The organism is Kushneria sp. Sum13 (assembly GCF_052692355.1).
Genome location: NZ_CP199847.1, coordinates 1740014 through 1765304 on the forward strand (window position 1 = coordinate 1740014; position 25291 = coordinate 1765304).

Annotated in this window: 30 protein-coding genes and 1 tRNA gene; 15 read left to right on the plus strand and 16 right to left on the minus strand. The window is 56.8% G+C overall.

The annotated features are described in order from the left end of the window. Positions 1-21: 21 nt before the first annotated feature. A complete protein-coding gene (locus ACUN8C_RS08210; RefSeq protein WP_445621721.1) occupies positions 22-870 on the minus strand; it encodes a hypothetical protein in 849 nt (282 codons plus the stop codon). A 321-nt stretch (positions 871-1191) separates the two neighbouring features. On the opposite strand from ACUN8C_RS08210, the gene ACUN8C_RS08215 reads away from it, so the two are divergent. The 5 genes from ACUN8C_RS08215 to ACUN8C_RS08235 all read left to right on the plus strand — a co-directional run bounded on the left by ACUN8C_RS08215 (position 1192) and on the right by ACUN8C_RS08235 (position 6033). Further along, positions 1192-1956, plus strand: coding sequence for an ABC transporter ATP-binding protein (locus ACUN8C_RS08215; RefSeq protein WP_445621722.1), 765 nt, complete (start codon positions 1192-1194; stop codon positions 1954-1956). Then, a complete protein-coding gene (locus ACUN8C_RS08220; protein WP_445621723.1) occupies positions 1953-2744 on the plus strand; it encodes an ABC transporter permease in 792 nt (263 codons plus the stop codon). The genes ACUN8C_RS08215 and ACUN8C_RS08220 overlap by 4 nt, the downstream gene beginning before the upstream one ends. Then, positions 2741-3754 (plus strand): ABC transporter substrate-binding protein, encoded by a 1014-nt coding sequence (locus ACUN8C_RS08225; RefSeq protein ID WP_445621724.1) that lies wholly within the window; start codon positions 2741-2743, stop codon positions 3752-3754. Before ACUN8C_RS08220 ends, ACUN8C_RS08225 begins: the two co-directional genes overlap by 4 nt. 256 nt (positions 3755-4010) lie before the next feature. Beyond that, positions 4011-4463, plus strand: coding sequence for a manganese-binding transcriptional regulator MntR (mntR, locus tag ACUN8C_RS08230; protein WP_445621725.1), 453 nt, complete (start codon positions 4011-4013; stop codon positions 4461-4463). 151 nt (positions 4464-4614) lie between these two features. After that, positions 4615-6033, plus strand: a complete 1419-nt coding sequence (locus tag ACUN8C_RS08235) for an exonuclease domain-containing protein (protein ID WP_445621726.1) — start codon at positions 4615-4617, stop codon at positions 6031-6033. A gap of 29 nt (positions 6034-6062) precedes the next feature. Here the strand turns inward: ACUN8C_RS08235 and ACUN8C_RS08240 are convergent, their stop codons facing one another. Both ACUN8C_RS08240 and ACUN8C_RS08245 read right to left on the minus strand, forming a co-directional pair. Continuing rightward, positions 6063-6860, minus strand: coding sequence for an alpha/beta fold hydrolase (locus tag ACUN8C_RS08240; RefSeq protein ID WP_445621727.1), 798 nt, complete (start codon positions 6858-6860; stop codon positions 6063-6065). Between the two features lie 61 nt (positions 6861-6921). Beyond that, a complete protein-coding gene (locus ACUN8C_RS08245; protein ID WP_445621728.1) occupies positions 6922-7620 on the minus strand; it encodes a 7-cyano-7-deazaguanine/7-aminomethyl-7-deazaguanine transporter in 699 nt (232 codons plus the stop codon). Between the two features lie 260 nt (positions 7621-7880). On the opposite strand from ACUN8C_RS08245, the gene ACUN8C_RS08250 reads away from it, so the two are divergent. Further along, entirely contained in the window at positions 7881-8153 is a 273-nt protein-coding gene (locus ACUN8C_RS08250; protein ID WP_227876013.1) for an ArsR/SmtB family transcription factor, read from the plus strand. 87 nt (positions 8154-8240) lie between these two features. On the opposite strand, the gene sohB is transcribed toward ACUN8C_RS08250, so the two are convergent. Beyond that, the gene (sohB, locus tag ACUN8C_RS08255; protein WP_445621729.1) at positions 8241-9290 is read right to left on the minus strand and encodes a protease SohB; all 1050 of its coding nucleotides are present in this window, start codon (positions 9288-9290) and stop codon (positions 8241-8243) included. Between the two features lie 134 nt (positions 9291-9424). On the opposite strand from sohB, the gene ACUN8C_RS08260 reads away from it, so the two are divergent. Then, complete coding sequence (locus ACUN8C_RS08260; protein WP_108843965.1) at positions 9425-9751, plus strand: SCP2 sterol-binding domain-containing protein; 327 nt, start codon at positions 9425-9427, stop codon at positions 9749-9751. Between the two features lie 25 nt (positions 9752-9776). Here ACUN8C_RS08260 and nudC read toward each other — a convergent pair whose 3' ends face one another. From nudC to ACUN8C_RS08280, 4 genes are all read right to left on the minus strand, one after another. Beyond that, a complete protein-coding gene (nudC, locus tag ACUN8C_RS08265) occupies positions 9777-10553 on the minus strand; it encodes an NAD(+) diphosphatase (RefSeq protein ID WP_445621730.1) in 777 nt (258 codons plus the stop codon). A gap of 1 nt (position 10554) precedes the next feature. Further along, the gene (dnaQ, locus tag ACUN8C_RS08270; protein WP_445621731.1) at positions 10555-11289 is read right to left on the minus strand and encodes a DNA polymerase III subunit epsilon; all 735 of its coding nucleotides are present in this window, start codon (positions 11287-11289) and stop codon (positions 10555-10557) included. Then, positions 11286-11741: a ribonuclease HI gene (rnhA, locus tag ACUN8C_RS08275; RefSeq protein WP_445621843.1), complete on the minus strand. Its 456-nt coding sequence runs from the start codon at positions 11739-11741 to the stop codon at positions 11286-11288. Before rnhA ends, dnaQ begins: the two co-directional genes overlap by 4 nt. A gap of 61 nt (positions 11742-11802) precedes the next feature. Next, entirely contained in the window at positions 11803-12675 is an 873-nt protein-coding gene (locus ACUN8C_RS08280; RefSeq protein ID WP_445621732.1) for a methyltransferase domain-containing protein, read from the minus strand. 130 nt (positions 12676-12805) lie between these two features. Here ACUN8C_RS08280 and gloB point away from each other — a divergent pair, with 130 nt between their 5' ends. From gloB to ACUN8C_RS08305, 5 genes are read left to right on the plus strand one after another with little or no spacing between them, the layout of a single operon-like run. Further along, the gene (gloB, locus tag ACUN8C_RS08285; RefSeq protein ID WP_445621733.1) at positions 12806-13573 is read left to right on the plus strand and encodes a hydroxyacylglutathione hydrolase; all 768 of its coding nucleotides are present in this window, start codon (positions 12806-12808) and stop codon (positions 13571-13573) included. A 15-nt stretch (positions 13574-13588) separates the two neighbouring features. Next, on the plus strand, positions 13589-15436 hold the full coding sequence (locus tag ACUN8C_RS08290) for an ABC transporter substrate-binding protein (RefSeq protein WP_445621734.1): 1848 nt from the start codon (positions 13589-13591) through the stop codon (positions 15434-15436). Positions 15437-15441: 5 nt separating this feature from the next. Then, positions 15442-16512, plus strand: a complete 1071-nt coding sequence (locus tag ACUN8C_RS08295; RefSeq protein WP_445621735.1) for a microcin C ABC transporter permease YejB — start codon at positions 15442-15444, stop codon at positions 16510-16512. 3 nt (positions 16513-16515) lie between these two features. Further along, entirely contained in the window at positions 16516-17583 is a 1068-nt protein-coding gene (locus ACUN8C_RS08300) for an ABC transporter permease (RefSeq protein ID WP_445621736.1), read from the plus strand. Next, the gene (locus ACUN8C_RS08305) at positions 17580-19178 is read left to right on the plus strand and encodes an ABC transporter ATP-binding protein (RefSeq protein WP_445621737.1); all 1599 of its coding nucleotides are present in this window, start codon (positions 17580-17582) and stop codon (positions 19176-19178) included. Before ACUN8C_RS08300 ends, ACUN8C_RS08305 begins: the two co-directional genes overlap by 4 nt. Positions 19179-19259: 81 nt before the next feature. Here ACUN8C_RS08305 and ACUN8C_RS08310 read toward each other — a convergent pair whose 3' ends face one another. From ACUN8C_RS08310 to ACUN8C_RS08345, 8 genes are all read right to left on the minus strand, one after another. After that, positions 19260-20042 (minus strand): amidohydrolase, encoded by a 783-nt coding sequence (locus ACUN8C_RS08310; RefSeq protein WP_445621738.1) that lies wholly within the window; start codon positions 20040-20042, stop codon positions 19260-19262. 291 nt (positions 20043-20333) lie between these two features. Next, positions 20334-21173, minus strand: coding sequence for an alpha/beta fold hydrolase (locus ACUN8C_RS08315; protein WP_445621739.1), 840 nt, complete (start codon positions 21171-21173; stop codon positions 20334-20336). A 484-nt stretch (positions 21174-21657) separates the two neighbouring features. Further along, entirely contained in the window at positions 21658-22011 is a 354-nt protein-coding gene (locus ACUN8C_RS08320) for a hypothetical protein (RefSeq protein WP_445621740.1), read from the minus strand. A gap of 146 nt (positions 22012-22157) precedes the next feature. Beyond that, on the minus strand, positions 22158-22298 hold the full coding sequence (locus ACUN8C_RS08325) for a hypothetical protein (protein WP_445621741.1): 141 nt from the start codon (positions 22296-22298) through the stop codon (positions 22158-22160). Positions 22299-22464: 166 nt separating this feature from the next. Next, positions 22465-22541: transfer RNA gene (locus ACUN8C_RS08330), tRNA-Pro, on the minus strand. 80 nt (positions 22542-22621) lie between these two features. Beyond that, the gene (locus tag ACUN8C_RS08335) at positions 22622-23284 is read right to left on the minus strand and encodes a metallophosphoesterase (protein WP_445621742.1); all 663 of its coding nucleotides are present in this window, start codon (positions 23282-23284) and stop codon (positions 22622-22624) included. A 67-nt stretch (positions 23285-23351) separates the two neighbouring features. After that, entirely contained in the window at positions 23352-23507 is a 156-nt protein-coding gene (locus ACUN8C_RS08340) for a YqaE/Pmp3 family membrane protein (protein WP_445621743.1), read from the minus strand. A gap of 50 nt (positions 23508-23557) precedes the next feature. Beyond that, positions 23558-24082, minus strand: a complete 525-nt coding sequence (locus ACUN8C_RS08345; RefSeq protein ID WP_445621744.1) for a hypothetical protein — start codon at positions 24080-24082, stop codon at positions 23558-23560. 199 nt (positions 24083-24281) lie between these two features. Here ACUN8C_RS08345 and ACUN8C_RS08350 point away from each other — a divergent pair, with 199 nt between their 5' ends. From ACUN8C_RS08350 to ACUN8C_RS08360, 3 genes are all read left to right on the plus strand, one after another. After that, on the plus strand, positions 24282-24650 hold the full coding sequence (locus ACUN8C_RS08350; RefSeq protein WP_445621745.1) for an ABC transporter transmembrane domain-containing protein: 369 nt from the start codon (positions 24282-24284) through the stop codon (positions 24648-24650). Positions 24651-24761: 111 nt separating this feature from the next. Continuing rightward, on the plus strand, positions 24762-25082 hold the full coding sequence (locus tag ACUN8C_RS08355) for an ATP-binding cassette domain-containing protein (protein WP_445621746.1): 321 nt from the start codon (positions 24762-24764) through the stop codon (positions 25080-25082). A gap of 14 nt (positions 25083-25096) precedes the next feature. Beyond that, complete coding sequence (locus ACUN8C_RS08360; protein WP_445621747.1) at positions 25097-25282, plus strand: hypothetical protein; 186 nt, start codon at positions 25097-25099, stop codon at positions 25280-25282. Positions 25283-25291 lie beyond the last annotated feature (9 nt).

The following is a 25291-nucleotide window of genomic DNA, read 5'->3' on the forward strand; positions in this document are numbered from 1 at the left end:
CGTTTCATATCAAGGGTGGATTCACTGATAGTCCAGCCAGTTGGAAGCGTCGCGTATCTGTGTCCAGGGACAAGGCCCAAAGCAGTTGAATCGCCATAGAATGGCCCGGCAGATCAATCGATGCGCCCTGATGTCAATGACTTCGCAGAAGTGCCAGTAGCGGTCCAGAAAATGACGCTGTTGATCAGGGGCGGTAATCAAAAGCTCGATCAGGGCCCAGTCAAACTCGCGAGGCGCCCATACCAGCGCTTCCCAGTCGCTCCAGCACCAGTCGGTAGCCCCCTGGATGAACTGGTCATCGCGCAGATCCGGCAGACACCATACCGCAGCATCCGGGACAGGGATCCGAGCGGGTAGATCGTGAAGTACCTCTGGCGGCACATACTGATCAAGATAGCGTTTTGCTTTCTGTGGCCAGGCAGACAGGGGCCATATGGTTGCCAGCGGGTGTCCCCAGCCCGATACCGGCACACCATGAAGACGCCCGATCTGTTCCCCAAGCCTTGAGGTGAACGATATGTCCATGGTGGCAGTACGCCCGGCGCGCCAGGGCAGACTCCAGATCGGGGCCCCCTGAAGCTCGCCCAGCCATGTCATGGGCAGCGGCAGCATGGGTAAATGCCCCGGCAGATTACCAGCCAGCCGCGTCAGGTGTTCAGCATGCGCCCAGCGATCAAACCCGAACAGCGCCCACAGCCCGTGCCAGAAGGGGTCGTTGATGCTGGTTCGCGCCATGCGAATCATTTCCGGCGACAGTGCCTCACTCTTCCAGCGCCAGTTGGAGGCATCTGCCCAGTCCAGTGGCTGGGCAATGAGCTGTCGTCCCAGAAAAAACGAGAGTCGCTCGGTCAGTTCACACGGTGGTGTCATGCAAAGGCAGTCCTTGTTGATGAAGTGCTCAGGAAACGCTTGCCCTCCCTTTAGTATGCAAATAACGCCCTTATAAAAAAGTCCTTTATGTCGATTGTTCTGATAATGGCATTTTTACGCATGAAATCATGGTGAGCACTAACGCAAGGCGCTAGACTCGGCGGTGTTCGAACGGGGTGTATCGACACATATCGATGCTGAGAGTGGCCAGCCACAACCCGCAAGGCGTTCAAAAAGCGCCCATTACCTGATCCGGTTCATGCCGGCGGAGGGATTTCGAATCACGCAAGCCGTGCCCTTCGCCCTTTCAACAGGGCTTTCATGCGACCATCAGCTTCATCTTCCGATTCTCTCGTGCCTGATGGGCTTCGTGTACTCAACGCACACCTTGCCTTCGATGCTCGAGTGCTTTTTGACGATATATTCCTGTCACTTCCCGCATCCAGCTGGAGCTGTCTTCTGGGCAGAAGCGGCTGTGGCAAGAGTTCGCTCTTGCGCATGATCGCAGGGCTTGACGTCTCAAGTAACGCATATCTGACACTGGTCGATAACTCCGACCGCCCTTTTGATCAGCGTATTGCCTGGATGGGTCAGCAGGATCTCCTGCTACCCTGGCGACGTGTGATTGATAACGTTCAACTGGGGGCGGTCATGCGCGGTGAGCCGCAGGAGGGTGATCGTGCCATGGCGCTTCTTGAAAGAGTCGGGCTGGGCCGGGCTGCGCGGCGCTATCCGCAAACGCTTTCCGGTGGAGAGCGTGCGCGCGTGGCGCTGGCACGGACGCTTTTTGAACAGGCACCGCTGGTGTTAATGGATGAACCTTTCGCCGCACTGGATGCGATGACCCGTCTGGATATTCACGCTCAGGCCTGTGAGCTGCTGGCGGATCGTATTGTATTGATGGTGACGCACGATCCCCTTGAAGCGCTGCGTCTGGGGGATCAACTGCTGGTCATGCGAGGTAGCCCTGCGCGGGTCGAGCGTGTTCTGCCGCCCGAGGGCAACCCACCGCGTAACCCGGCGACGCCTGCCATGAGTCGCCATCACGGCGAGCTTTTAAACGCCCTGACGGAGCAGGCGTCATGACACGATTTCCCTGTCCGGCCCTGATGCGCCTGATTCTGGCCTCTGTCGTGCTGACAGGGCTCTGGCAGCTGGTCATCCTATGCGGTGTACCGCGCTATATGCTGCCGGCGCCCGTAAGCGTTATGCAAACTCTGGTCGCACAGTCCGGGCTTTTATGGCATCACGCGCTGATCACACTTGGTGAAATCGTGGCCGGCTTTCTGTGCGGAACCCTTCTGGGCACCGTCACGGCACTGACGCTGTCGCGCTGGGCCTTTCTGCGCTCGACCGTGCTGCCGTTGCTGCTTTTGACTCAGGCGATACCGGTGTTTGCCATTGCCCCGCTGCTGGTCCTCTGGTTCGGCTACGGCCCGGGATCGAAAGTCGTCATGGCGACCCTGATCATCTATTTCCCGATTGCCTCGACCTGTTACGACGGCCTGCGTCAGACACAGACCGGCTGGCTTGATCTGGCCACCACCATGGGCGCCAGTGCGCATCGTCAGCTTTTTTATGTCCGGTTGCCGGCGGCCCTGCCGTCGCTGGCCTCGGGACTCCGCATGGCCGCCACGGCTGCCCCCATCGGCGCCATTATCGGCGAATGGGTTGGCTCCAGCGCCGGTCTTGGATATCTCATGCTGCAGGCCAACGGCCGCATGCAGACCGATCTCATGTTTGCTGCCCTGATCGTGCTGCTGGCAATCACTATCACGCTTTATTTTACGGTCGACCGTTTGTGCCGTCTGGCCATGCCCTGGCAGCCGGATAGTACCGGCAGGCACGCGCTTATCAATGGAGAGATAACATGAAAAAAATGCTGGATCGGCTGTGTTGGACAGCCCTTATCGCCGTTTTGCTGACCGGGGTTGCCCGGGCCGACGAGCGTGCTGACAAAAATGCGCCAGCGCCGCTGTCCTCTCCCCCCGAGGCGTCCCTTCGCCTGATGCTGGACTGGTACGTCAATCCCAGTCACGGGCCGATCATCATTGCCCAGCAAAAAGGGTTTTTCCGCGATCTTGGTCTGAAGGTGACCATCGACACGCCCGCCGACCCGACCGCGCCGCCCAAGCTGGTGGCCGCCGGCCGGGAGGATCTGGCCGTGAGCTATCAACCCCAGCTTCATTTACAGGTCGACGAGGGGCTGCCGGTAAAACGCGTCGGTACGCTGATCGGTACACCGCTGAATGTCTTGATGGTGCGCGCTGACAGCGATATTCATCAGTTCAGCGATCTCAAGGGCAAGCGAGTGGGCTACTCGGTGGGTGGCGTTGAGGAGGTTTTGCTGGAAGCGATGCTGAATCATTCAGGCCTTGCCATGAGTGACATCGAGCCCATCAACGTCAACTTTGCCCTCACCCCTGCCCTTTTAAGCCGACAGGTCGATGCGGTGACAGGCGCCTTTCGCAATTTTGAACCGGCCCAGCTGGCACAGGAAGGCGTCGAAGGTCGCGCCTTCTTTATCGAGGAGCAGGGCGTGCCCATCTATGATGAGCTGATCTTTTTGGCCAATACCGAAACACTTGATGAAAAACGCCCGATGGTCTCGCGCTTCATGAAGGCCATCGAGCAGGCCACGATGTGGATCGTAAACCATCCCGAGCAGAGCTGGACGCTGTTCAAGGCCTACGATTCGTCGCTGGACAATGAGGTCAATCACAAGGCATGGGAGGCCAGCATTGCTCGATTTTCACTGCGCCCCGCAGCTTTTGATACGGCCCGCTACCGGGACTTCGAAAGCTTTCTGCTGGATCGCGGCGTGATTAAAAAGCGGGTACCTGTCGACCGTCTGGCCGAAGACGTCAATGCAGCCGGCGAGTGAGGGAAATGTTTTCATCTTTTTATGAAAGCACTCATGAAAGTGTCGGAAAAAGCACAGACATGACGGCAAAAAGTCTGAGCGAAAAGCAGGGTAAAACTCGAGTACATAAAAAGGGTCACGGGGCTTTGAAATAAAGGTCCGGGGACAGCTCGGGACAGGGGTTGTTGAATACGGCGTTGTTTACAATCCTTATTATAATAGTCAACTTTTATGTGTTACTTTTATTTCCGTTTCGGCGATCGATCAAGAGAGAGTCATGCCATCAACGTCCCACCACGAACATTTTGAGCGCGTGCGCCAGGATCACCAGCGTGAACTGGTAGAGGACTATGTGGAGGAAATCGCGCATCTGCATCGTCATCTGGGGGAAGCGCGTGCCAGTGATCTTGCTGACCGTTTCGGTGTCAGCCCGGCGGCCGTCTCCAAGGTCGTTACGCGGCTCAAGCGTGATGGGCTGGTCAATGCGCGTCCCTACCGGGGTATCTTTTTGACCGAGCAGGGAGAAGAACTGGCCCACAAGGTGGCGGCACGCCACAGTGTCGTGCTGCAGGCGCTTTTGGCCCTTGGGGTGCCCGAAAGCATTGCACGTGCCGATTCCGAAGGTATTGAGCATCACTGCAGCGATGAAACCGTCGCCGCCATGCATCGCTTTCTGGCCGATAATCCCCACCTGGTGCCTGATTCCATTTCTCGCATGACCAGCCGTTAGCGCCTCTCGTTTCCCGTCCTGACGTTTCACTACCTATCTTCACTACCTATCCTGAATGAAGTGCTTCGCCTGCGGCCGTCATGGCTTGTCTGCAGGCGTGTTCATTTTTTGTGTTCCAGCACGACGCTACAGGCGTCGGGAGACTCCGGTCATGTCGTCTCATCCAAGGGGGCAGACGCACCCGCCACTGGCGGATACGCCGCTGATCTTTATTGATCTTGAAACTACCGGCACGCGCGCTACGCGGGACCGTATTACCGAAATTGCAGCCCTTCGTGTACTGGATGGCCGGATTGTTGATCGCTTCGAGTCGCTGGTGGACCCGGGCATTGATATCCCCGAGCGTATTGCCACGCTGACCGGTATCGACAATGCGCTGGTGGCGGGGGCGCCGGCGTTTGAGGACATCGCCGACAGATTCGAACAGTGGCTGGGAGACGGCTGGCTGGTTGCCCATAACGCTCGCTTTGATTACAGCTTTTTGCGTAACGAGTTTCGACGGATGGGGCGCGAGTTCCGGCGACGCGTCGTCTGTACGCTCAAGCTGTCGCGAGCGCTGGACAAGAGCTCGCACCATCATGGTCTGGACGCTCTTTTGACGCGTTATCAACTCGAGCCGCATCCGCCACGCCACCGGGCAATGGGGGATACGATGACGCTGTTCTCTGTCTGGCAATATTGGTCAAGACATCACTGTACCGAGCAGATCGAGACCCAGGTACTTGATCAGGAGCGTCGGCGCAGTCTTCCCGCGCAGCTTGACCCCGGGCTTCTCGATGAGATCCCCTCCCGGCCTGGCGTTTATCTTTTTTATGGACATAACCAGCTGCCCCTTTATGTGGGCAAGAGCATCAATCTGCGTTCCAGAGTGTTGAGCCATTTCAATAACGATCACCGTAACGATCGTGAGATGAAAATCTGTCAGCAGACGCGTCATCTTGAATGGCATGAAACCGCAGGCGATCTTGGAGCGCAGCTGCTTGAGGCACGTCTGATCAAACAGCTCTCCCCCATTTATAACCGCCGGCTACGCCGCAGCGCCGGACTTCATACCTGGTACTGGCCAACGGACGCGCAGGCGCCGCAACTGGCCGGACAAAAGACGCTGCACGAGGATGTGTCAGGTACACGCTATGGTATGTTTCGGTCGCGAAGAGAGGCCACTCAGGCGCTGACAAGCATCGTGGAACAGCAGCGCCTATGCCCGCGCGTCATGGGGCTGGAGCGAGGCAAGGGGCGCTGCTTTGCCTATCAGATCGGACGCTGTGCCGGCGCCTGCTGCGATCAGGAAAGTCTGGAATCGCATACCCTGCGCGCTCGCGATGCGCTTGAAAGCCTGCGTATCAGACACTGGCCCTGGGAGGGCCGCGTGGCCTTCAAAGAAATGGCCAGTGATCGGGAAGTGGTTTACCACCTGGTGGACCACTGGTGCTATCTCGGCAGTGTGGAAGATCTGAAAGCGGCGCCGGCTGTAGAAGATATCGCCTTTGATGCCGATACCTATAAGATCCTGACGCGCTTTCTTGTCAACGAACATGAGGGCATCAGCATTATCCCGCTCGAAGAGTAAGGACCCGGCGGGATAATGAGCGCGCCGTGTTACCTGCTTCGGTCAGTATTCAAAAAGGCATCAATGGCCTGAATAAAGGCCTCGGGCTGTTCGGCATGGAGCCAGTGGCCGGCGCCCTTGATGGTGTCGACTTTTGATGCCGGCATGATATCGGCAATCACGGGCAGCGCGTCGTCTGTGACGTAGTCGGAATGTTCACCGCGCAGCACCAGCGCCGGTCCTGTATAGGGAGCCTCTCCTCCCGGTGGCGCCACGATGTCGCCGTACCCTTCTTCGATAAAGTCGAGCCCGACACGCCAGCCCAGAATCCCCTGATCGTCACGCATCAGATTGGTGGCCAGAAACTGCCTTGTGGTGCGATTGTCGATGGCCTCTGCCATGGCCTCATCGGCCTCCTTGCGCGATTCTGGCAGGGCATCCTCGACCAGTCGATGGGCACGAAAGATATCGTCATGACCGTGCTCATAAGCGATGGGGGCAATGTCGGCCACGATCAGGCGGGCAATGCGCTGCGGGTGACATCTGGCCAGGGTCATGGCCACCTTGCCCCCCATGGAGTGCCCCAGCAGGTCACACTGTTGTATATCCAGCTGATCCATGACGCTGAGCACATCGGCTGCCATATCCTCATAACGCATGCCGGGCGTATGGCCCGAGCGGCCATGATTGCGCAGGTCCACGGCCACTACACGTCGTGTTTGACGCCAGTGCCTGATATGAGAGCGCCAGTTGTCGGCGCTGCCGAAAAGGCCGTGCAAAACCACGAGTGGCAAGGTCCCTGCCTGTTCCGGTACACCCGAATCCGCGTAGTGAAGCTCGATACTCATGAAGTCTCCGTCACCCTGTTCCTGTCAATGCCATGATGCCCTGATCGCTTTTGAACCTGCATCACCGGTGTTCCCTGCCATCAGATGACTGCGTTTCCACGTTGGAAGACTGTTCCACGCCGGAAAGTCGAAGCAGGCAACGCTGTAGCCAGATCAACAACATGGCGTAGAGGGGAAGAAACAACAGCAGGCTGATGGTGAGTTTCACACCATAGTCGACCAGTGCTATTTCAATCCAGTGCTCGGCCATGAAGGGGTCAGGGCTATGCCAGAACGCCACGAAAAAGAAGATAAAGGTATCCAGCAGATTGCCGAGAATAGTGGAACCTACCGGGGCCAGCCACCAGGGCGACATTCGTCGCAGCCGATCAAACACCAGGATATCCAGTGCCTGACCCAGGACATAGGCCATAAAGCTTGCCAGCGCGATACGGCCGACAAAAAGATTAAAGGACCAGAGGGACTCCAGACCTCGCCACTGCCCCTGTTGAAACAGCACGGAAATCAGATAGGAAACCACCAGTGCCGGCAGCATGACGCGGGCGATGAGACGTCTTGCCGCACGCCGACCCATGAGACGAACGGTAAGATCAGTGGCGAGAAACAAAAAGGGGAAGCTGAAAGCGCCCCAGGTCGTATGAAAGCCCGCAAGCGTGATGGGCAGTTGAACAAGATAGTTACTGGCTGCAATCACCAGAATATGAAAAATGCAGAGCACAAAAAGCGCAATACGCATTTTGGCATAGTCAAATATGAGCATTGTCGGGTTTTTTAATCGATTTATGTGAACCAGAAAGGTATAAAATCATCTAACCGTGAGCGCTAATCCAGAGGCTGTTTGATGAGCGAGTTAATCGATTCATCGATGCCATGGCACACGGTACTGCACTGTTGGGACGCCGAAGGTTGCCAGACACAATATTTGGACAATAGCGCACCAACATGCAGAGCGTTTTTTTTCACAAGGAGTTAAAAATGAGTGTATGTGCCACTGCACCGATCGCGACAGCGGGGTGCGAAATGGTCATTCTCGATTCTGCACCGCTGCTCAAGGCCATGGCCAACGAAAACCGACTGCGCATTCTCTGTCTTCTCAGGGAAGGTGAAATGTCCGTTTCGGAACTGAACAGCAAACTGGACCTGAGCCAGTCGGCCCTGTCACAGCATCTGGCTGTCCTGCGCCGTGAGGAGCTTGTTAACACACGCCGTGCTTCCCAGACGATCTATTACTCCCTGCGTGGCAAGCACGCCGAGGCAGTCATCGATACGCTGGCAGGACTTGATCGGTCCTGATTCTGGTACGTGGTTTGAGTAAGCGGCCTGCCCCCTGACATGGGCAGGCCGCTTGTCTTTCAAAAGACGCTAATATTTCAAAAGGCGCTACTGTTTTTCCCAGCGCAACCGCACCACGCGATCGATGGCTCGGTCGACGCCACGCTCAATCGCCCCTTCGGCGCCCTTTCCAAGACGCTCAAGCATCGAGCGCTTCGGCTTGAGACCGACTTCCAGAATCTGCCACTGATCGCTGCGTGCCTGCAGCCATGCCTCGCTGGTATTGACCTCATCGATCAATCCCAGATCAATGGCCTGCTGGCCGTACCAGATATCACCTTCACTGACCTGCTCGATATCCAGCGTCTTGCGCCGGCTTGCCACCCACGACTTGAATAGATCATGGGTCTTTTCCAGATCGTCCAGAAACTTCTGACGCCCTTCTTCGGTATTTTCGCCCAGCATCGTGAGCGTACGCTTGTGACGTCCGGCAGTCAGAATTTCGACGTCGACATCGTTTTTCTTGAGCAGGCGATGCAGATTGGGAATCTGAGCGACGACGCCAATCGATCCAATCACGGCAAAGGGCGCGGCAATTAAATGATCGGCGCAGCAGGCCATCATGTAGCCCCCGCTGGCGGCCACCTTGTCGACGCTGACCGTGAGTTTGAGGCCGGCCTCGCGCAGGCGGTCCAGCTGAGCGCTGGCCAGACCATAGGCATGAACCAGCCCCCCGCCGGACTGCAGGCGCACCAGCACTTCGTCTCCAGAGCTTGCCGTCATGAGGATACTGGTAATTTCTTCTGTAAAGGCCGGTACACGCGAGGCGCGAAGGTCTCCGTCAAAATCCAGCACCCAGAGGGTATTGCGACGCTCATCAGCCTGTTCATGTTTTTTGGCTGTTTTCTGTTCTGCCTTGCGCGCCTTCAATCGAGCCTTGATGTTACGCTCGCGCGCACCTTCTTTAAGAGTGGCATCCTCAAGTGTTTCGCGGTGGCGCCGAAAATATTCTCCGCGGTTACGCACATGAAGTCTGGCGCCGCGTTCCTGGCGCTGGCCACGCGCTCGAACCACAAGCATCAGTATCACGGCAATGGCCGCGACGACCGTGACGCTCTGTGCCAGAAACAGCGCGTAGCTGGATAACCATTCGCCCACGTTTTTCACCTCCCGGGTATAACGGATAGAATGCGCGCCATCATCGCACATGACGTCTGAATGTGCTGAAGACCAGACATCGCGAGCCATGAAATGGCTATCATGTATTTTTTAATCATCAACCGGATATGAAGATGGTCGATACCGCACCGCTTATTGCAAAACTTCACGAACGCTTTGACGCAGAAGCAGCAGCGGGTGTTCACGAGACCCTGCAGCTCGAGCTGGATGAAGGGCCCCGCTATTTCGTTGTCATCAATGACGGAACGTTAAATGTTCAGGAAGGCAATCATGACGCCCCTTCCGTCACGCTGATGACAGACACTCGTACCTTTGAGCGACTGATCAACAAGGAGCTCAGCGGCATGCAGGCCGTCATGTCCGGTAAGGTGCGCGCACGTGGCGACATCATGCTGGCCTCTCGCCTGACGCGCCTTTTTCGACGTCGCAACGACGCTTGAGCCAGTACTACCATGCCCTGATGGTCTACTCCCGGACCGCACTCCCTTTAAGGAAGTTTTCGATCAGGGCGCTCGAGATGGAATAGGATGGCGGCAATCCCGGCAACTGATCGGCGGTAAACCAGTCCGCTGCCTCGATCTCGACCCCATCGATATGAAGTTCACGGCTGGCGGCTTCGGCGTAAAACCCCATCATGAAAGAGTGCGGCATCGGCCATGACTGGCTTTTGAAGTAGCTGACCCGCCCCACTCTGACACCGACCTCTTCAAAAACCTCGCGGCGTACGGCCTCTTCTGCGGATTCTCCCGGCTCAATAAATCCGGCCAGCGTGCTAAAGCGTCCCGTGGGGAAACGTGGGCTGCGTGCCAGCAGCAGCTGATCACGCCAGGTTACCAGCGTAATAATGCACGGCGATATTCTGGGATAGCTTCGAAAGCTGCAGGCAGGACACGCCATCATGAACTCGCCGGGGCGACGCCGCATGCGGGTACCGCAGCGTCCGCAGAATCGATGATCCTGTGACCAGCGCACAATCTGGAGCGCCGTGGATAGAAGCCCGAAGGATTGTTCGGGCAGTGCGCCCAGCCAGTGACGTGCCGGCAGCCAATGCTCATCACCGGGCTCTGACAATACGGCCACCGGCACCTCGTGCCAGTACCCGATGGCAATGGCGCCGTCAGGCCAGCGAGCGCGAGGCTGCAGGACTCCGCCCTGTCCATTGTCGGCAATGCCATGCTCACCGATACGAATCAGATAGCCTTCGTGGCAGTTGCCAAGCGTTCGAATATCGCGTGTCAGCACCTCAACCCCCCAGTTTGTCCCAGAGACAGATACCCTTTTCACGCAGTTTGGCCAGCTTTTGCTGGTGCGCCTGCACTTCCTCGTCACTGGCGGTAATGACTCGCAACGGCGCACGGTCGGCTGCCAGCCGGCGAATGGAAAATCCCGTGTGGCCGCTGTTATTGCTGTCGTTGTCACGTTCGGCACCCAGCGTCAGTGCGGTCTGCCCCCCGGTCATGGCCAGATAGACGTCAGCCAGTATTTCGGAGTCCAACAGGGCGCCGTGCAGCTCACGATGACCGTTATCGATATCGTAGCGCTTGCACAGTGCATCCAGACTATTGCGCTGCCCCGGATGGCGGTCACGGGCCATCTTCAGGGTGTCGAGGATGCTGCATTTTGACGCCAGCGGGCCCAGCGCATCATTGCCGCGCGCCCGGTTGACCATGGCAAATTCGTGATCGATGAAGCCAACGTCAAAAGGGGCGTTATGGATCACCAGTTCAGCGCCCTGAACAAACGCCCAGAACTCGTGGGCAATGTCTGCAAATAAAGGCTCATTGGCCACGCGAGCATCGGTAATGCCATGCACTTCAATGGCTTCCGGGTCGATGGGACGTTCGGGGTTGACGTACTGATGATAGTGTCGCCCGGTCAGGCGGCGGTTAATGACCTCGACGCCGCCGATTTCGATCAGGCGATGCCCGTCCCTGACCTCAATGCCCGTGGTTTCCGTATCAAGAACGATTTGTCTCATGACGTTTTCTCGCGGGTTTTAAGTTCATCCATGGCAGCATTGGCCAGCTGGTCGGCCAGCTCGTTGCCTTCATGGCCGGCATGGCCCTTGAGCCAGTGCCATTCGATATCGTGTCGATGAGACTCTTCCAACAGCATCTTCCAGAGTTCGGCATTCTTGACCGGCGCTTTTGAAGCTGTTTTCCAGTCCTTTTTGACCCAGTTATGGATCCACTGGGTAATGCCCTGACGGACGTATTGCGAATCGGTCCAGAGCTCAATTCGACAAGGGCGGGTCAATGCCCGCAGGGCGGAGATGGCGGCCATCAGTTCCATGCGATTGTTGGTCGTATGCGCCTCACTGCCCTTCAGGCACTTTTCATGAGGGCCGCTGCGCAGCACCGCACCCCATCCGCCCGGGCCGGGATTGCCCCGACACCCACCATCAGTATGGATAATGACATGGGGACGCATGTCATCACTCACTGCGTCATCACTCACTGCGCGCCTCGTGGTATCCGGTATCAGGACGCCATTATGCCATGACACCCGGGGAGGCTGCCGAGCTGCATTTTTCGCGGTGAACATGACCGGCGGGACCAGGGAGTGGCTTTTCAGGCGTTACAGACGGCAAGACAGTATAAAGCGATTCAGATGACTCAGAGCGCCTGCAGGCCAGCGCAGACGCAGACACCTTGCTGCCGAGCATGGCAGCGGGGTCAAAGCGCTTTTTAAGCGGGATCATGCGACACATCTGGCGTTTGGCACTGATGACCCATGCCCGGCCAAGGGGGAGATTATGATGCCGTCCCCAGTGCTCCATCAGCAGCCAGTCCGGCGTATTTTCAAAGGGCACAAAGCCGCAGTAATCGATGCGCTCAATATTGAAATCGATAAACCTCAACCAGTCGCGCAGTCGTCCCGGCGTCAGCCAGCGGCTACGCTGATAAAAGCGCTCTTGGCATCGCTTGAGTCGTGCAGGGCCTGCGATGCCCAGCGGATGCCAGCCGATTAAAATCAGGCGACCGCTGTCGCTGGTAACCCGTGCAGCTTCACGCAGCACATGGGTGGGCTGAGGGGCCACTTCCAGCAGATGATGAACAAGCACCAGCTCCAGTGACTCATCGGCCAGCGGCAGGGCTTCCGGGCGGCAGATGAGTGTCGAGGGGTGTTCGGCCAGCTCGCGCTGTGGTGCCCATCCAATGCGGTGGCGAATACTGTCGTGGGCCAGCAGTGGCGGCGCCACACCCAGCTCGAGCGCATGCTGCACGCCGGATCGTGCCAGCAGTTGATGCAGGCACTGTTTTTCGGCCTGCCACTGTCGCCTGCCATGGGAGGTCTGCCAGTAACGCTGTCCGGCAAGAAACTGTTCACTGAACGTTGCCTGATCTGCGTGGTGATTTGACATGCAAAGCCCCTGATCGCATGGTTATCGCATTAAATGACCACCCCGGTTATCGAGGCTGACGGTTACCCGACACGCTCGCCATATCGGGCACCTTATACCCTTTTTTCAACCTACTTCATCAAGGATTGTCATGTTGACCGTCAAACCACTGCCGGCGTTCCAGGATAATTACATCTGGGTGATGGAACAGGACAACTCGGGCAGCGTTGTCGTTGTCGACCCGGGCGAAGCACAGCCGGTCATCGACTATCTGGAGCGCACGGGCGCACGCCTTGACGCCATCCTGATCACCCATCATCACAAGGACCATACCGGCGGGCTTGCCGAGCTTAAAAAGCGCTACGCCCCGCGAGTCATCGGCCCGGACAACCCCGATATTGCCGGCATCGATGACACTGTCGGAGAAGGTGATCGCTTTCGACTGATGGGACGCCACTTTGAGGTCATGGCCACGCCCGGCCACACACTGGATCACATCTCGTTTCTTTCCAGCGGTACACCGTCGCTGCTCTTTTGTGCCGATATCCTGTTTTGTGGTGGCTGCGGCCGTCTTTTCGAAGGCACCCCCGAGCAGATGCATCAGGCATTGACCCGCTTTTCCGAGCTTGATGATGACACGCTGGTCTTTGGTGCACATGAATATACGCTGTCCAACCTGAAATTTGCTCAGGCCGCCGAGCCGGACAACAGCGCTCGCGATGCCCTGCTCGACGAGTGTCAAAAGGCGCGCGCGTTGGACCGCCCCACCCTGCCCAGCACCATCGGCCGTGAGCGCCTTATCAACCCCTTTATGCGGGCGCATCTTGAAAGTGTACAGCGTGGTGTATCCGAGCAGGGAGAGAGCCATGATGCACTGGCCACCTTCGCCACCCTGCGTGCCTGGAAAGATCGGTTTTGAAGGCGCCTTTATGACATGGCACGCATGACTCGAGGGTATGGCGTGCTTTGGGCCGTGCTCATGATGGCGCTGCTCGCTGGCGGGGTTCAGGCAACCCCGGTCGGCGATGTGCCCACCGTGCATGGCCTCTCGCTCTATGACACTCCGGCACTTCCTGACGGCTTTGACCACTTTCCCTGGGTCAATGCGCATGCCCCTAAAGGCGGTGACATGGTGCGTTCGGCACCGGGAAGCTTTGACTCACTCAATCCCTTTATCGTGCGTGGCAACCCTGCCGACGGGCTCACTTCGATGGGAGGACTGCCCTTCGATACCCTGATGGTGGAAAGCCCGGGTGAGCCCTTTACCCTTTACGGGCTGCTGGCGGCGGGGATTCGGCTGGACCCGGACCGGCGCTGGATGGAAATCGATCTGGACACCCGGGCCCACTTTCATGATGGCAGCCCGGTGACGGCCGAGGATGTTGTCACTACCTTCGAGACCCTGAAGACCATGGGCTCGCCCATGTATCGGGCCTACTATGCCGATGTCGCCGGGATCAAAAGACTTTCCCCACGCACCGTGCGCTTTGAATTTGGCGAACATAATTCGCGTGAGCTGCCGCTGATTGTTGGGCAGATGCCAGTACTGTCAGCAAAAGACCTTCAGGGGCGTGATATCACGCGGCCCACGCTTAATCCCCTGATGGGCTCCGGCCCTTATCGCATTGCCTCCACTCAACCCGGTCAGCGCATTGTCTACCAGCGTGACGATCACTATTGGGGCAAGGACCTGCCGGTCAACAAGGGGCGATATAACATTGATCGCCTGATCTTTGATTACTACCGCGACCCCAGCGTTGCCCTGACCGCTTTTCGAGCCGGTCGGGTTGATCTTCGTATCGAGACCACCGCACGTCACTGGGTCACCGGTTATGACTTCCCGGCTGCGCGCCAGGGACTGATCAAGCGTGTCGAAATCGAGGATCACAATCCCGCGCCCATGCAGGGCTTTGTGATGAACCAGCGTCGGGAGATCTTCAAGGATCGGCGTGTTCGCCAGGCACTGGGGCTGGCGTTTGATTTCGACTGGCTCAACCGCAATCTGTTTTACGGTCTCTATGCCCGCACACGTGGATTTTTCGATCACTCCTCGATGGAGGCCACAGGGGTGCCGGGCGCCGCCGAGCGTGCTCTTCTATCGCCCTGGCGCGACCAGCTGCCCCGGGAGGTGTTTGAATCTCCTCTGCCCATTGAAGCACCCGAGGCGCTGCGCCCCAGACTCAAAAAGGCACTGGCGCTTCTCAATGAAGCCGGGTATGAGGTAAAGGACAACCGGATGATCAACCGGGATACCGGCCGGCCGCTGCGCTTTGAGCTGCTCCTGAGTGACGCCAGACTCGAGCGCATGGCGCTGCCTATGGTGCGCAATCTTGCGCGCCTGGGCGTGGAGGTCAACCTGCGTACCGTGGATTCAAGTCAGTATCTGGTACGAATGCGTCAATTCGATTTTGACATGACGACGACTGTCATTGCCCAGAGCAATAACCCCGGCAACGAGCAGCGCGAGTACTGGGGAAGTGAGTATGCCGACCAGCCTCAGAGTCGCAACCTGATTGGTTTGAAGAGTCCGGTCATTGATGATCTGGTCAATCACATCATTCGAGCCGATTCACGCAGGGATCTGGAGGCTGCCGCAGCGGCTCTGGATCGTGTCCTGCGCTGGGAATTTTACGTCATCCCCCAGTACCATTCGCCGGTCACACGCCTGGCCTACTGGAAAAAAATTGCCATGCCCGATCAAAGTCCCGAATACGGCCTGGATCTCGACAGCTGGTGGGTCGACCCTCAGGGCGCCGACACGGTGGATGCCCATCAGGAGTAGCGCTCATGGCACGCTATATCGTAATGCGGGTGCTGTTGATGGTGCCGACCCTGCTGGCGGTCCTGCTGCTCAATTTCATGATCGTGCAGGCCGCCCCCGGCGGCCCGGTCGAGCAGATGCTGTCGCGTATCGAAGGAATGAGCTCGAGTGCAGCACTGGGTGGCGGCAGCGATGGCGTTGTGGCCAGCGGTGATGCCAACCGCGGTACACGCGGTATCGATCCTGTTTTCATCGAGGAACTCAATACGCAGTTCGGATTCGACAAGCCCCTGTGGCAGCGCTTTGTCATGATGATGGGCGACTACGTCCGGCTGGATTTCGGCGAGAGTTTTTTTCGGGGCCAGTCAGTCACGACGCTGATCATTGATCGACTACCGGTATCCATCTCTCTGGGGCTCTGGAGCACGCTGCTGGTCTATCTTGTCTCCGTACCGCTGGGAATTCTCAAGGCAGTACGTCAGGGCAGCCGATTTGATCTGTGGAGTTCGGCACTGGTGATCGTGGGCTACGCCATTCCGGGCTTTCTGTTCGCGCTGCTGTTGATCGTGGTCTTTGCCGGTGGCAGCTATCTCGACTGGTTTCCGCTGCGCGGACTGACTTCGCCCGATTTTGACCAGCTCTCATGGTGGGGGAAAATCCTCGATTATTTCTGGCATATCGCCCTGCCGGTCGCCGCCCTGACCATCGGCAGTTTTGCCACCCTGACCTTTCTGACCCGCAACAGTTTTCTTGAAGAGATTCACAAGCAATATGTGATGACCGCGCGTGCCAAGGGCGCCTCCGAGCGACGCCAGCTTTATGGTCATGTGTTTCGCAATGCGATGCTGATCGTGATTGCGGGCCTGCCTTCTGCACTGGTGGGTATTTTCTTCACTGGGGCGCTTTTGATCGAGGTGCTTTTCTCGCTCGACGGACTCGGGATGCTTGGGTATGAAGCCGTGCTGCAGCGAGACTATCCGGTCATCTTTGGCACGCTCTTTCTCTTTACGCTCATAGGCCTGGTGCTCAAGCTCATCTCTGATCTGACCTATGTGGCGATCGATCCGCGTATCGATTTTGAACGGCGGGAGAGCTAGCCCTTGGCCAATATCTCGTTTTTTCGGCTTTCTCCCCTCATGCGCCGTCGGCTGGACGCTTTTCGTGGCAATCGGCGGGCCATGGTCGCCAGCGCCCTGTTTCTGGCACTGCTGCTGGTAACCCTGCCCGCCGAGATGATTGCCAATGACACACCGCTGGTCGTGCGTTTTGACGGTCAGTGGTACTGGCCATTGTTTGTGGACTATCCCGAAACCGCCTTTGGGGGCTTTTTGCCCACCACGGCGCTTTATAGTGATCCGGCCGTGCAGGCATTGATTCACGCCAGGGGATGGCTGATCCAGCCTCCCATCCCGTTTTCCTGGCAGAGTATCGATATGGCACTTGATACCCCTGCCCCGTCACCGCCGAGCCTTGCGCACTGGCTGGGCACCGATGACCAGGGGCGCGATGTGCTGGCGCGCGTCATCCATGGCTTTCGACTGTCGGTGCTGTTTGCCGGTCTTGTCACGCTGGGGTCGGTGTTGATTGGCGTTATCGTGGGCGCTGTGCAGGGCTATTTCGGTGGCCGGGTAGATCTGGTCGGTCAGCGCGTCATCGAGCTATGGGCCGGCCTGCCCATGCTCTTTATCCTGATCATTCTTTCCAGTCTGGTCGTGCCCAGCGTCTGGTGGCTGGCGCTGATCATGATCGCCTTTTCATGGCTGGGGCTTGTCGATATCGTGCGCGCCGAGTTCCTGCGCGCACGCAACCTTGACTATGTGCGCGCTGCGCGCGCCATGGGGTTACCGGCTCGGCTGATCATGTGGCGCCACGTCCTGCCCAACGCCATGGTCTCCACGCTGACCTTTCTGCCCTTTATCTTTACGGGCGCGATCACCACGCTGACGGCGCTCGACTTTCTGGGCTTTGGCCTGCCACCGGGGTCGCCCTCGCTGGGCGAGCTGGTGGCCCAAGGCAAGAACAACCTGCAGGCACCCTGGCTGGGACTAACGGCCTTCATGACACTGGCCGTTTTACTCTCGCTGCTGATCTTTATTGGCGAGGGGCTGCGTGATGCCTTTGACCCGCGCCATGCCGTACTTTCCGTAGGAGGTCGCGCGTCATCATGAACAACGCCTGCGAAAAAACCGTGTTGTTGCTGGAAAAACTGCGCGTGTTCGCTGATGACACCCCTATCGTGCATGGTATCAGCCTGAGTGTCGCGGCCGGTGAAACGCTGGCCCTGGTAGGAGAATCCGGCTCTGGCAAAACCATGACGGCCATGGCCGCGCTAAATCTGGTGCCGGCAGGCATTCGTGTTGAGGGCAGGCGCTCTCTGGGAGACACCCGGCTTGAAACGCTGTCCCACCGTGACTGGGAAACTCTGCATGGCAGCCGGGTGGGCGTCGTCTTTCAGGAACCGATGAGTGCGCTCAACCCGCTGCATCGCATCGGTCGGCAGATCGGTGAGGCCATTACCCTGCACCATCCGCTGCGCGGGGCGCCTTTGCGCGCGCGAATCCTTGAACTGATGGAGCAGGTGCGGTTGCCGCGCCCCGAGCAGTTGATCAACGCCTGGCCTCATGAACTTTCCGGCGGGCAGCGCCAGCGCGTGGTCATCGCCATGGCGATTGCCAATCGCCCCGAGCTTCTGGTCGCCGATGAGCCCACCACCGCGCTTGATGTCACCGTGGCGCGCGAGATCCTCTCGCTGTTGCGTGAACTGGCTGACTCGATGGGCATGGCGATGCTTTTAATCACGCACGATCTCAATTTAGTGCGTCACTGGTCTGATCGGGTATGCGTACTGCACCATGGACGTGTGCAGGAAACCGGAATCACTCGAGAAGTACTGTCGCGCCCCACCAGTATTTATACTCAGGCCCTGGTTGATGCCGAGCCGGAAGGCAAACCGGCACCCATACCAATACACGCACCCGAGGTGTTGTCGGCGAAGAATCTGTCGGTCGCCTTTCAACGGCCCCGTCGGCTCTTGCAGCCTCGACCTGCTGCCTTTATGGCCCTGAAACCTGTTTCCTTGACGCTATATCAGGGGGAAACACTTGGCATTGTGGGCGAATCCGGCTCCGGCAAGAGTACGCTGGCGCTTGCGCTGTTGAGGCTGATCGGCTCAAGTGGCGAGATATGGCTGGGCGATACCCGCCTTGATGTGCTGGGTAGCCGTGCGCTGCGCCTTGAACGTCGGCACATGCAGATCGTGTTTCAGGACCCCTTCGGCGCGCTGTCACCTCGCATGACCGTTGAGGAGATCGTCAGTGAAGGGTTGCGCTTTCACTTTCCCGAACTGGACCGACATGCGGTGTGTGAGCGAGTGATCGAGACGCTGGTATCGGTCGGTCTGGACGCGAAGGTACTGACACGCTATCCGCATGAGTTTTCAGGTGGCCAGCGTGCTCGTATTGCGCTGGCGCGCGCCTTGATTTTAACCCCCGGCATTCTGGTACTTGATGAGCCTACTTCATCGCTTGATCGCACGATTCAGCGCCAGCTGATTGAACTGCTGCGCGCGCTTCAGCACGAACGAAAGCTCAGCTATCTGTTTATCAGTCATGACCTGTCAGTGGTTCGTGCCATGGCCCATCGCCTGATGGTGCTCAAGGATGGTGAGATGATCGAGCACGGCACAACACAGGAGGTGATCGAGCGACCACGCCATGCCTATACTCGCCAGCTTATAAAGGCAGCGTTTTATCGTTCGAGCTGATCCGGGCTGCGTTGGCGCGGTCATGCAAAAGTCCCGGGCGCGGCAAGCGGCCGGGACTTTTGCATGAGGATGAGAATGCCGTCACATATGCAGCGTGAAACGATCAGCATCGTGATGGGCAGGAAACTTTTCACGGAAGTCGTCAAGGCTTTGCTTGCCGATCACACCCGTACGCACAAAGGCGCGATCGCGCGCCTCATCAATCAGGGCATCACCGCGATAATCGATCAGCATCGAGTCACCGCTGTAGTTCAGCCCGCGGGCATCATCGCCAACGCGATTGACACCGATCACATAGCTCAGGTTCTCGATGGCCCGTGCCTGCAGCAGTGTGCGCCATGGCATACGCCTGGCCGATGGCCAGTTGGCAACACACACCAGAACATCGTATTCACAATCAACATTGCGTAACCACACGGGAAAGCGAAGGTCGTAGCACACCGTCAGCAAAATTTTGAAACCGTTGAGCTCCACGATGGCACGCTGATTTCCCATACCATAGTGTTCGTTTTCCTCCCCCATTCGAAAGAGATGGCGCTTGTCATAAGTCGCCATGGTGCCATCCGACCGGGCCCAGATGAGACGATTGAAGTAGTGCCCATCTTCAGCAATGGCCACACTGCCGGTAACCACGGCGTTGTGGGTTTGCGCTGTTTGCTGCATCCACGCCACGGCCTGACTGTCCTGCATGGATTGCGCCATGCGCTCAGGCGCCATGGTAAACCCAGTTGCAAACATCTCCGGCAAAACGATCAGATCGCTGGTAGTGACCTCCTGCAGCCACTCATCGAGCAGCTGGCAGTTGGTGTCGATATCTTCCCAGCGAAGATCGGCCTGTACCAGTGTGGTTCTAAGTTCGCTCATGATAATGGCCCGATGCCTGACAGCTTAGAAGCTGAAAGTGAGTGTGTTGATTGCTATCTCGGCCTTTGCAAAAAGACACGTTGCCATCATATTTTTGTCATTTTAGCCGGTCATGATGTCTTTGCCGGAAAAGAGAAAAACATTGTGCAGGGAAGCACACTGACAGGGAGTTCGATGGCAACAGGAGGTTGATTAACCCTGGCACGACTTCCGGTAACAGCGACAGGTATCATGTCTAACGGCCAGCCCATCCGCTGGCCGAATTTTTTTAGTGATTACTTCGTTTTTTGATTAACGCCCCTGCTTCAGAAAATCAATCAGCAGCGCATTAAGTTCCTGAGCATGAGTGAAGTTCAGGCCATGTGGGCCGTCCTTCACGATCTCAAGCCGGGCATTTTTAATCATGTCTGCCGAGCGTTGCCCGCTGTTGGCCAGCGGCACGATCTGGTCGTCGTCGCCATGAATGACCAGCGTGGGCACATCGATGCTTTCCAGATCCTGACGAAAGTCCGTCAAGCCGAAGGCCTTGATGCATTCCTGCGTGGCTCTGGGAGAGGCAAAATTGGCAATGCTCTGATTGTAGGCCAAAAGCTCATCGGAAAGCGTTGGTGCTCGACCATCATGATTGACAAACAGTTTGCCGAACCCACCCAGAAAGCCGGGGCGATCCTTTTTCACATTGGCCAGCATGTCATCAAAAATTGATTGATCCACGCCTTCGGGATTGTCATCGGTTTTGAGCATGTAAGGCGGCACGGCTCCGATCAGCACGGCACTGCGGATACGTTTGCTGCCGTGGCGTCCCAGATAGCGTGCAACTTCCCCCCCACCCATTGAAAAACCAACCAGGGTGGCATCGGCAAGATCCAGATGCTCAAGCAACCCTTCCAAGTCGTCGGCCAGCGTATCGTAGTCGTAACCATTCCAGGGTTTTTCCGAGTCACCAAAGCCGCGACGGTCATAAGCGATGCAGCGATAGCCGGCTTCGGTCAGGGCATTGATCTGGTACTCCCACATGCGGTGGCTCAACGGCCAACCGTGGATCAGCACCACTGCCGGCCCCTGACCACAATCCTGATAGTAAAGGTCGATCACATTGTTGTTGCTGTCGACAATATTGGCGTAGGCCATGAATCGGTCTCCTTTGCGGGTACGTCGCCTGACGAGGGCTTGCCGTGCGTCATAGCCGCAGGATAGCTCAGCGTCTCAATGCCTGCATGCCATGGAAGCGAACCATAAAAAGCCGCCTTTCCAGAGGAAAGGCGGCGAAAGGACCTGATGATGAGGAGAGAATCCATTTCAGCACCTGACATACCGAAATGAATCAGACGCCGCGGCGTCTGAGAAACACTTTGAACGATCCTGAAAAGGAAATCAATGCAAAAGAGAATAATTTTTATTTGAGAGGATGTGGCATCTACTGAGCAGTGGCCAAAAAAAACCGCCTCAAGGAGGCGGTGTGAGGTTTGGACAGTCAGCCGTTTAGTCAGGATAAGCCAACTGTCACTGCTCCTCATCAAGCAGTAATCATATGTAAACAGTATACCGCACTTTTTGCGGGATTTTGGCGTAAATCTGACAATGAATGCCATTATCAGAATCTACCCCATCGTGCTTACCCCTGCCCTTCGCAGGGATACCACTTTTGGCGCTGATCGATGATCTGACGCGGATAGCCGGTCATCTGGATGGCAGGATGCTTCATGGCTTCGGAACGCAAAATGTTGACATGCATGTTTTGCGGGGAATCGATAGAAACCACCTTGCCAATCATCAGAAAATTTCCCCAGAGCTTGTCACTGTAGGGCTGGCACATGCTCATGCCGTTATATCCAATCAGCGATGGCGGTGGCGGCACTGCTGCAGCGCTTTCCGGTTTATCTGACGAAAAAAGGGAACAACCTGACAATGTCGCAAGGACTGTCATGATGATCAGTCCTCGTGTAGCGCTTTTCAATTGACGAGCCACGCTTTTCTCCTGAGCCTGCAATGACTGAAGATTAATGCTTCTTAAGCAGCAGGCAAGTTTACCGGCCGCGCGCGTCAGCATAACCGCGACTCGGCAGCCTTGTCCCTGGTATTTTTGTAGGGCTCTCGAGTTCAGTTACGAAGAGTCTATGAAGATTTTTTACGCCAGAGATCCCATGCCACACCGCAGGCCACGCCGAGAAGAATGGCAGATGCCATGCTCTGGGTCGGCCACCACGCCACCAGACCAATTATTGTGCCGACAAGCATTCCGGGAAGTTTTTTCATCGCCCTGTCTCCTGATGTATTGGCTCACTCACCCTATCGGACAAGCGAATGCTTGTGACATGAAAATGCGGTTGTAAAAGAGACCTGCCAATATCATTTCGCCAACGTCTGGACACGAAAAAGCCGCCTCGGCGATTAACCTGAAGCGGCTTGTTCATCAAACTTTTGGTCGGGGCGACAGGATTCGAACCTGCGACCTCCACAACCCCATTGTGGCGCGCTACCAAGCTGCGCTACGCCCCGACGCTGTTCCCGATATTTGCGAGAACGGGGCGTATCCTACATCACTGTTATGCAAAAGGAAAGAGGTAGTTCACGAACATTCAGGGATTCCCGTCCTTTTTCATCAAGGCAGCGATGTCTTCGAGTTTTTCCAGACACACGCGACCACTGAAAAACGACCCAACATCAATGTAGCGTACGTTCCCAAGCGTTTTGGGCGCAGGCACGGGCGTATGCCCCACCACTACGGCGTCAATGCCGGAGACAACGTCATCAAGACCGGATTCGATGCGCTGTCGCGACCAGAGAAGCGTTTCACGAGATGTCTTGCGAATGTCCGCCCAGTCCTTTGGAGGCTCGGCGTGAACGATGCCCACCGTACCGTTTGAGGTCTCTATCTCGAACGCCAGCGGCATTTTCATCATGGCGTCTGCGAGGCGGTTTCTCAGCACGACCTTGTCATGATCCCGAGACCACTCTCCCCCATTGCTTAACCACTGTCCCCAATGATTATCAAACAGTGCATTGCGCGCCATCATTTCGTGATTGCCGGTTACCGCAAAGCACCAGGGCTGATGTACCAGCTCCAAGCATTTCAGGGAATCAGGGCCGCGGTCGATTAAATCTCCCACGCTAAAAAGCCGATCCTTGCCGGTATCAAATTCAACTCGGGTCAGTTCACGCTCGAGTAATGCGTAATGCCCGTGCAGATCGCCAACGACATAGTCATGACCGCTGTCATTGCGCTCGAATCGCTTGAGCATTCATGGACTCCGATAAGTATTGAGCAAAGGCCGCATCATAAACGAAATGCGCACCTTTTTTGACAGGTCATGTGACAACGATGAGGGCATGAATAATACCGGGTACATAACCCATCAGGGTAAGAAGCAGATTCAGCCAGAAAGGGTCGCCGATACCGACAGCCAGATAGACCGCCAGAGGAGGCAATAGAAAGGAAAGCACAATCAGGGAGACAGGATCCATTGGCAGGGTCTCAATGGCAGAGCCCCTCAGGGCCCCGCCAGTATACCGGTTTACCAGTTGATGGCGCTTTGGACCTGCCCGGGTGTCAGGACGTGACGAGCGTACTCCTGACCCTGCCTGGAACCGGCATCATATGGATTTTGTGTGTTGATGTAGGCGACCAGTACCTGATCGTCCTTGGTGGCGATGACATAAGGCGGCGTTGAGCCACTACGATCCTTCGCCTGACGCTGCATCTGCTCCCACTCCTGTTGCGGATAGGTCGCCAGAGCCAGCAAGGGTTCAGGGGTGTTATTGAGCTCGAAATTCTTGTAATAGAACACTGCCATGTTCTGCGCATCAATGCGTTGATCATTCCACTCAAACGTATCGCGCTGGACAACGCTGTTCTGCCAATTTTCAGGATAAGTAAAGCTGTAGCCGACCGTTGTATTGCGATAGCCCTGCTCGGATTGTTGGATCACACTGTCAATATTGGGATCCTGCTGTTTCGGCTCGGAGCTTGAGCAGCCTGCCACGGCAAACATGGCGCCTGCTATGGCCAGCGTGGTGGCCCCTTTTTTAATAAATGACATCCAGCATCCTCCTTGAGTCGATAAGTCCTGCACGATTCAATATAGCGCATCTCATGATTTAACAAATGATCGAATGAAAATCAGATGCTCCCTACGAGGGCATGAACATCCATGGCATTGATACGCATGGATTGTTAATCATTTGTAATGGTGATAATTAACACTTCATGCCTTTTTGTCTCGAATTAATGACAGGCTTTTGAAGCCGATAACTGGATCGCAGGGAGTTATTGCCCTGATTGTGCTGGAAAGCGTGCTATGGCGAGGCAGCGGCTGGTTTGGAAGCCGAGTGATCGTATCTACCTGTGCCGAACTGAGAGTGGATCTTTTCCACTATCTTACCGGGCAGTCGATGCGATATTTCAATCGTCAATCAACCGGGGCACTAGGGGCGCGTATTTCAGCGACCGGTGCTTCGACCAACAGCATTCTTTCAACGCTGACCTGGAACGTCACCCCACCCTGCGTCGATTTTCTGGGCGTTCTGGCTATGGCATCAGGAAGCGATAACCGCCGGCGATATGGTGGTGAGTGCCCTGACATTTCGTATTTTGCATGGTTCGCGTGATCTGGCGCTGGCACTGGTGGATATTTCGCAGCAGTTTGGGGCCATTGCCGACACACTCTGATCGATGGACAGCCCGTTCAGGAGGTGGATCAGGACAGCCTGAGGGCGGCCATGGCAGTAGTCCCGCAGGAAAGCGCGCTCTTTCACCGCTCAATCATGGAAAACATCTGGTATGGACGTCCCGAAGCCAGCGATGAGGAAGTACGAAAGGCTGCCTGGCAGGCTTGGTGTGATGAGTTCATTCGAACTTTGCCGGATGGCTATGACACGATGATCGGAGAGCGTGGCGTACGACTGTCAGGTGGCCAGCGTCAGCGCCTGGGGATTGCGCGCGCCTTTTTAAAGGATGCCCCCATTCTGGTGCTCGATGAACCGACATCAGCCCTGGATACACACTCGGAGCGAGAAATTCAGCTGGCCTCAACGACCTGATCAAGGGCCGCACGGTGCACGCTGTCGCTCACAAGCTATCGACCATTTCCAACTTCGATCGCATCGTGGTCATGGAGCAGGGTCGTATTATAGAGGATGGCTCGCCGGGCGAGCTGCGCCGTCAGGGCGGTGTCTTTGCCTCAATGTGGCGCATGCAGTCCGACGAGTTTATTGCAGAGACCCTACCGACAGGCTCGTGATTCGAAGCG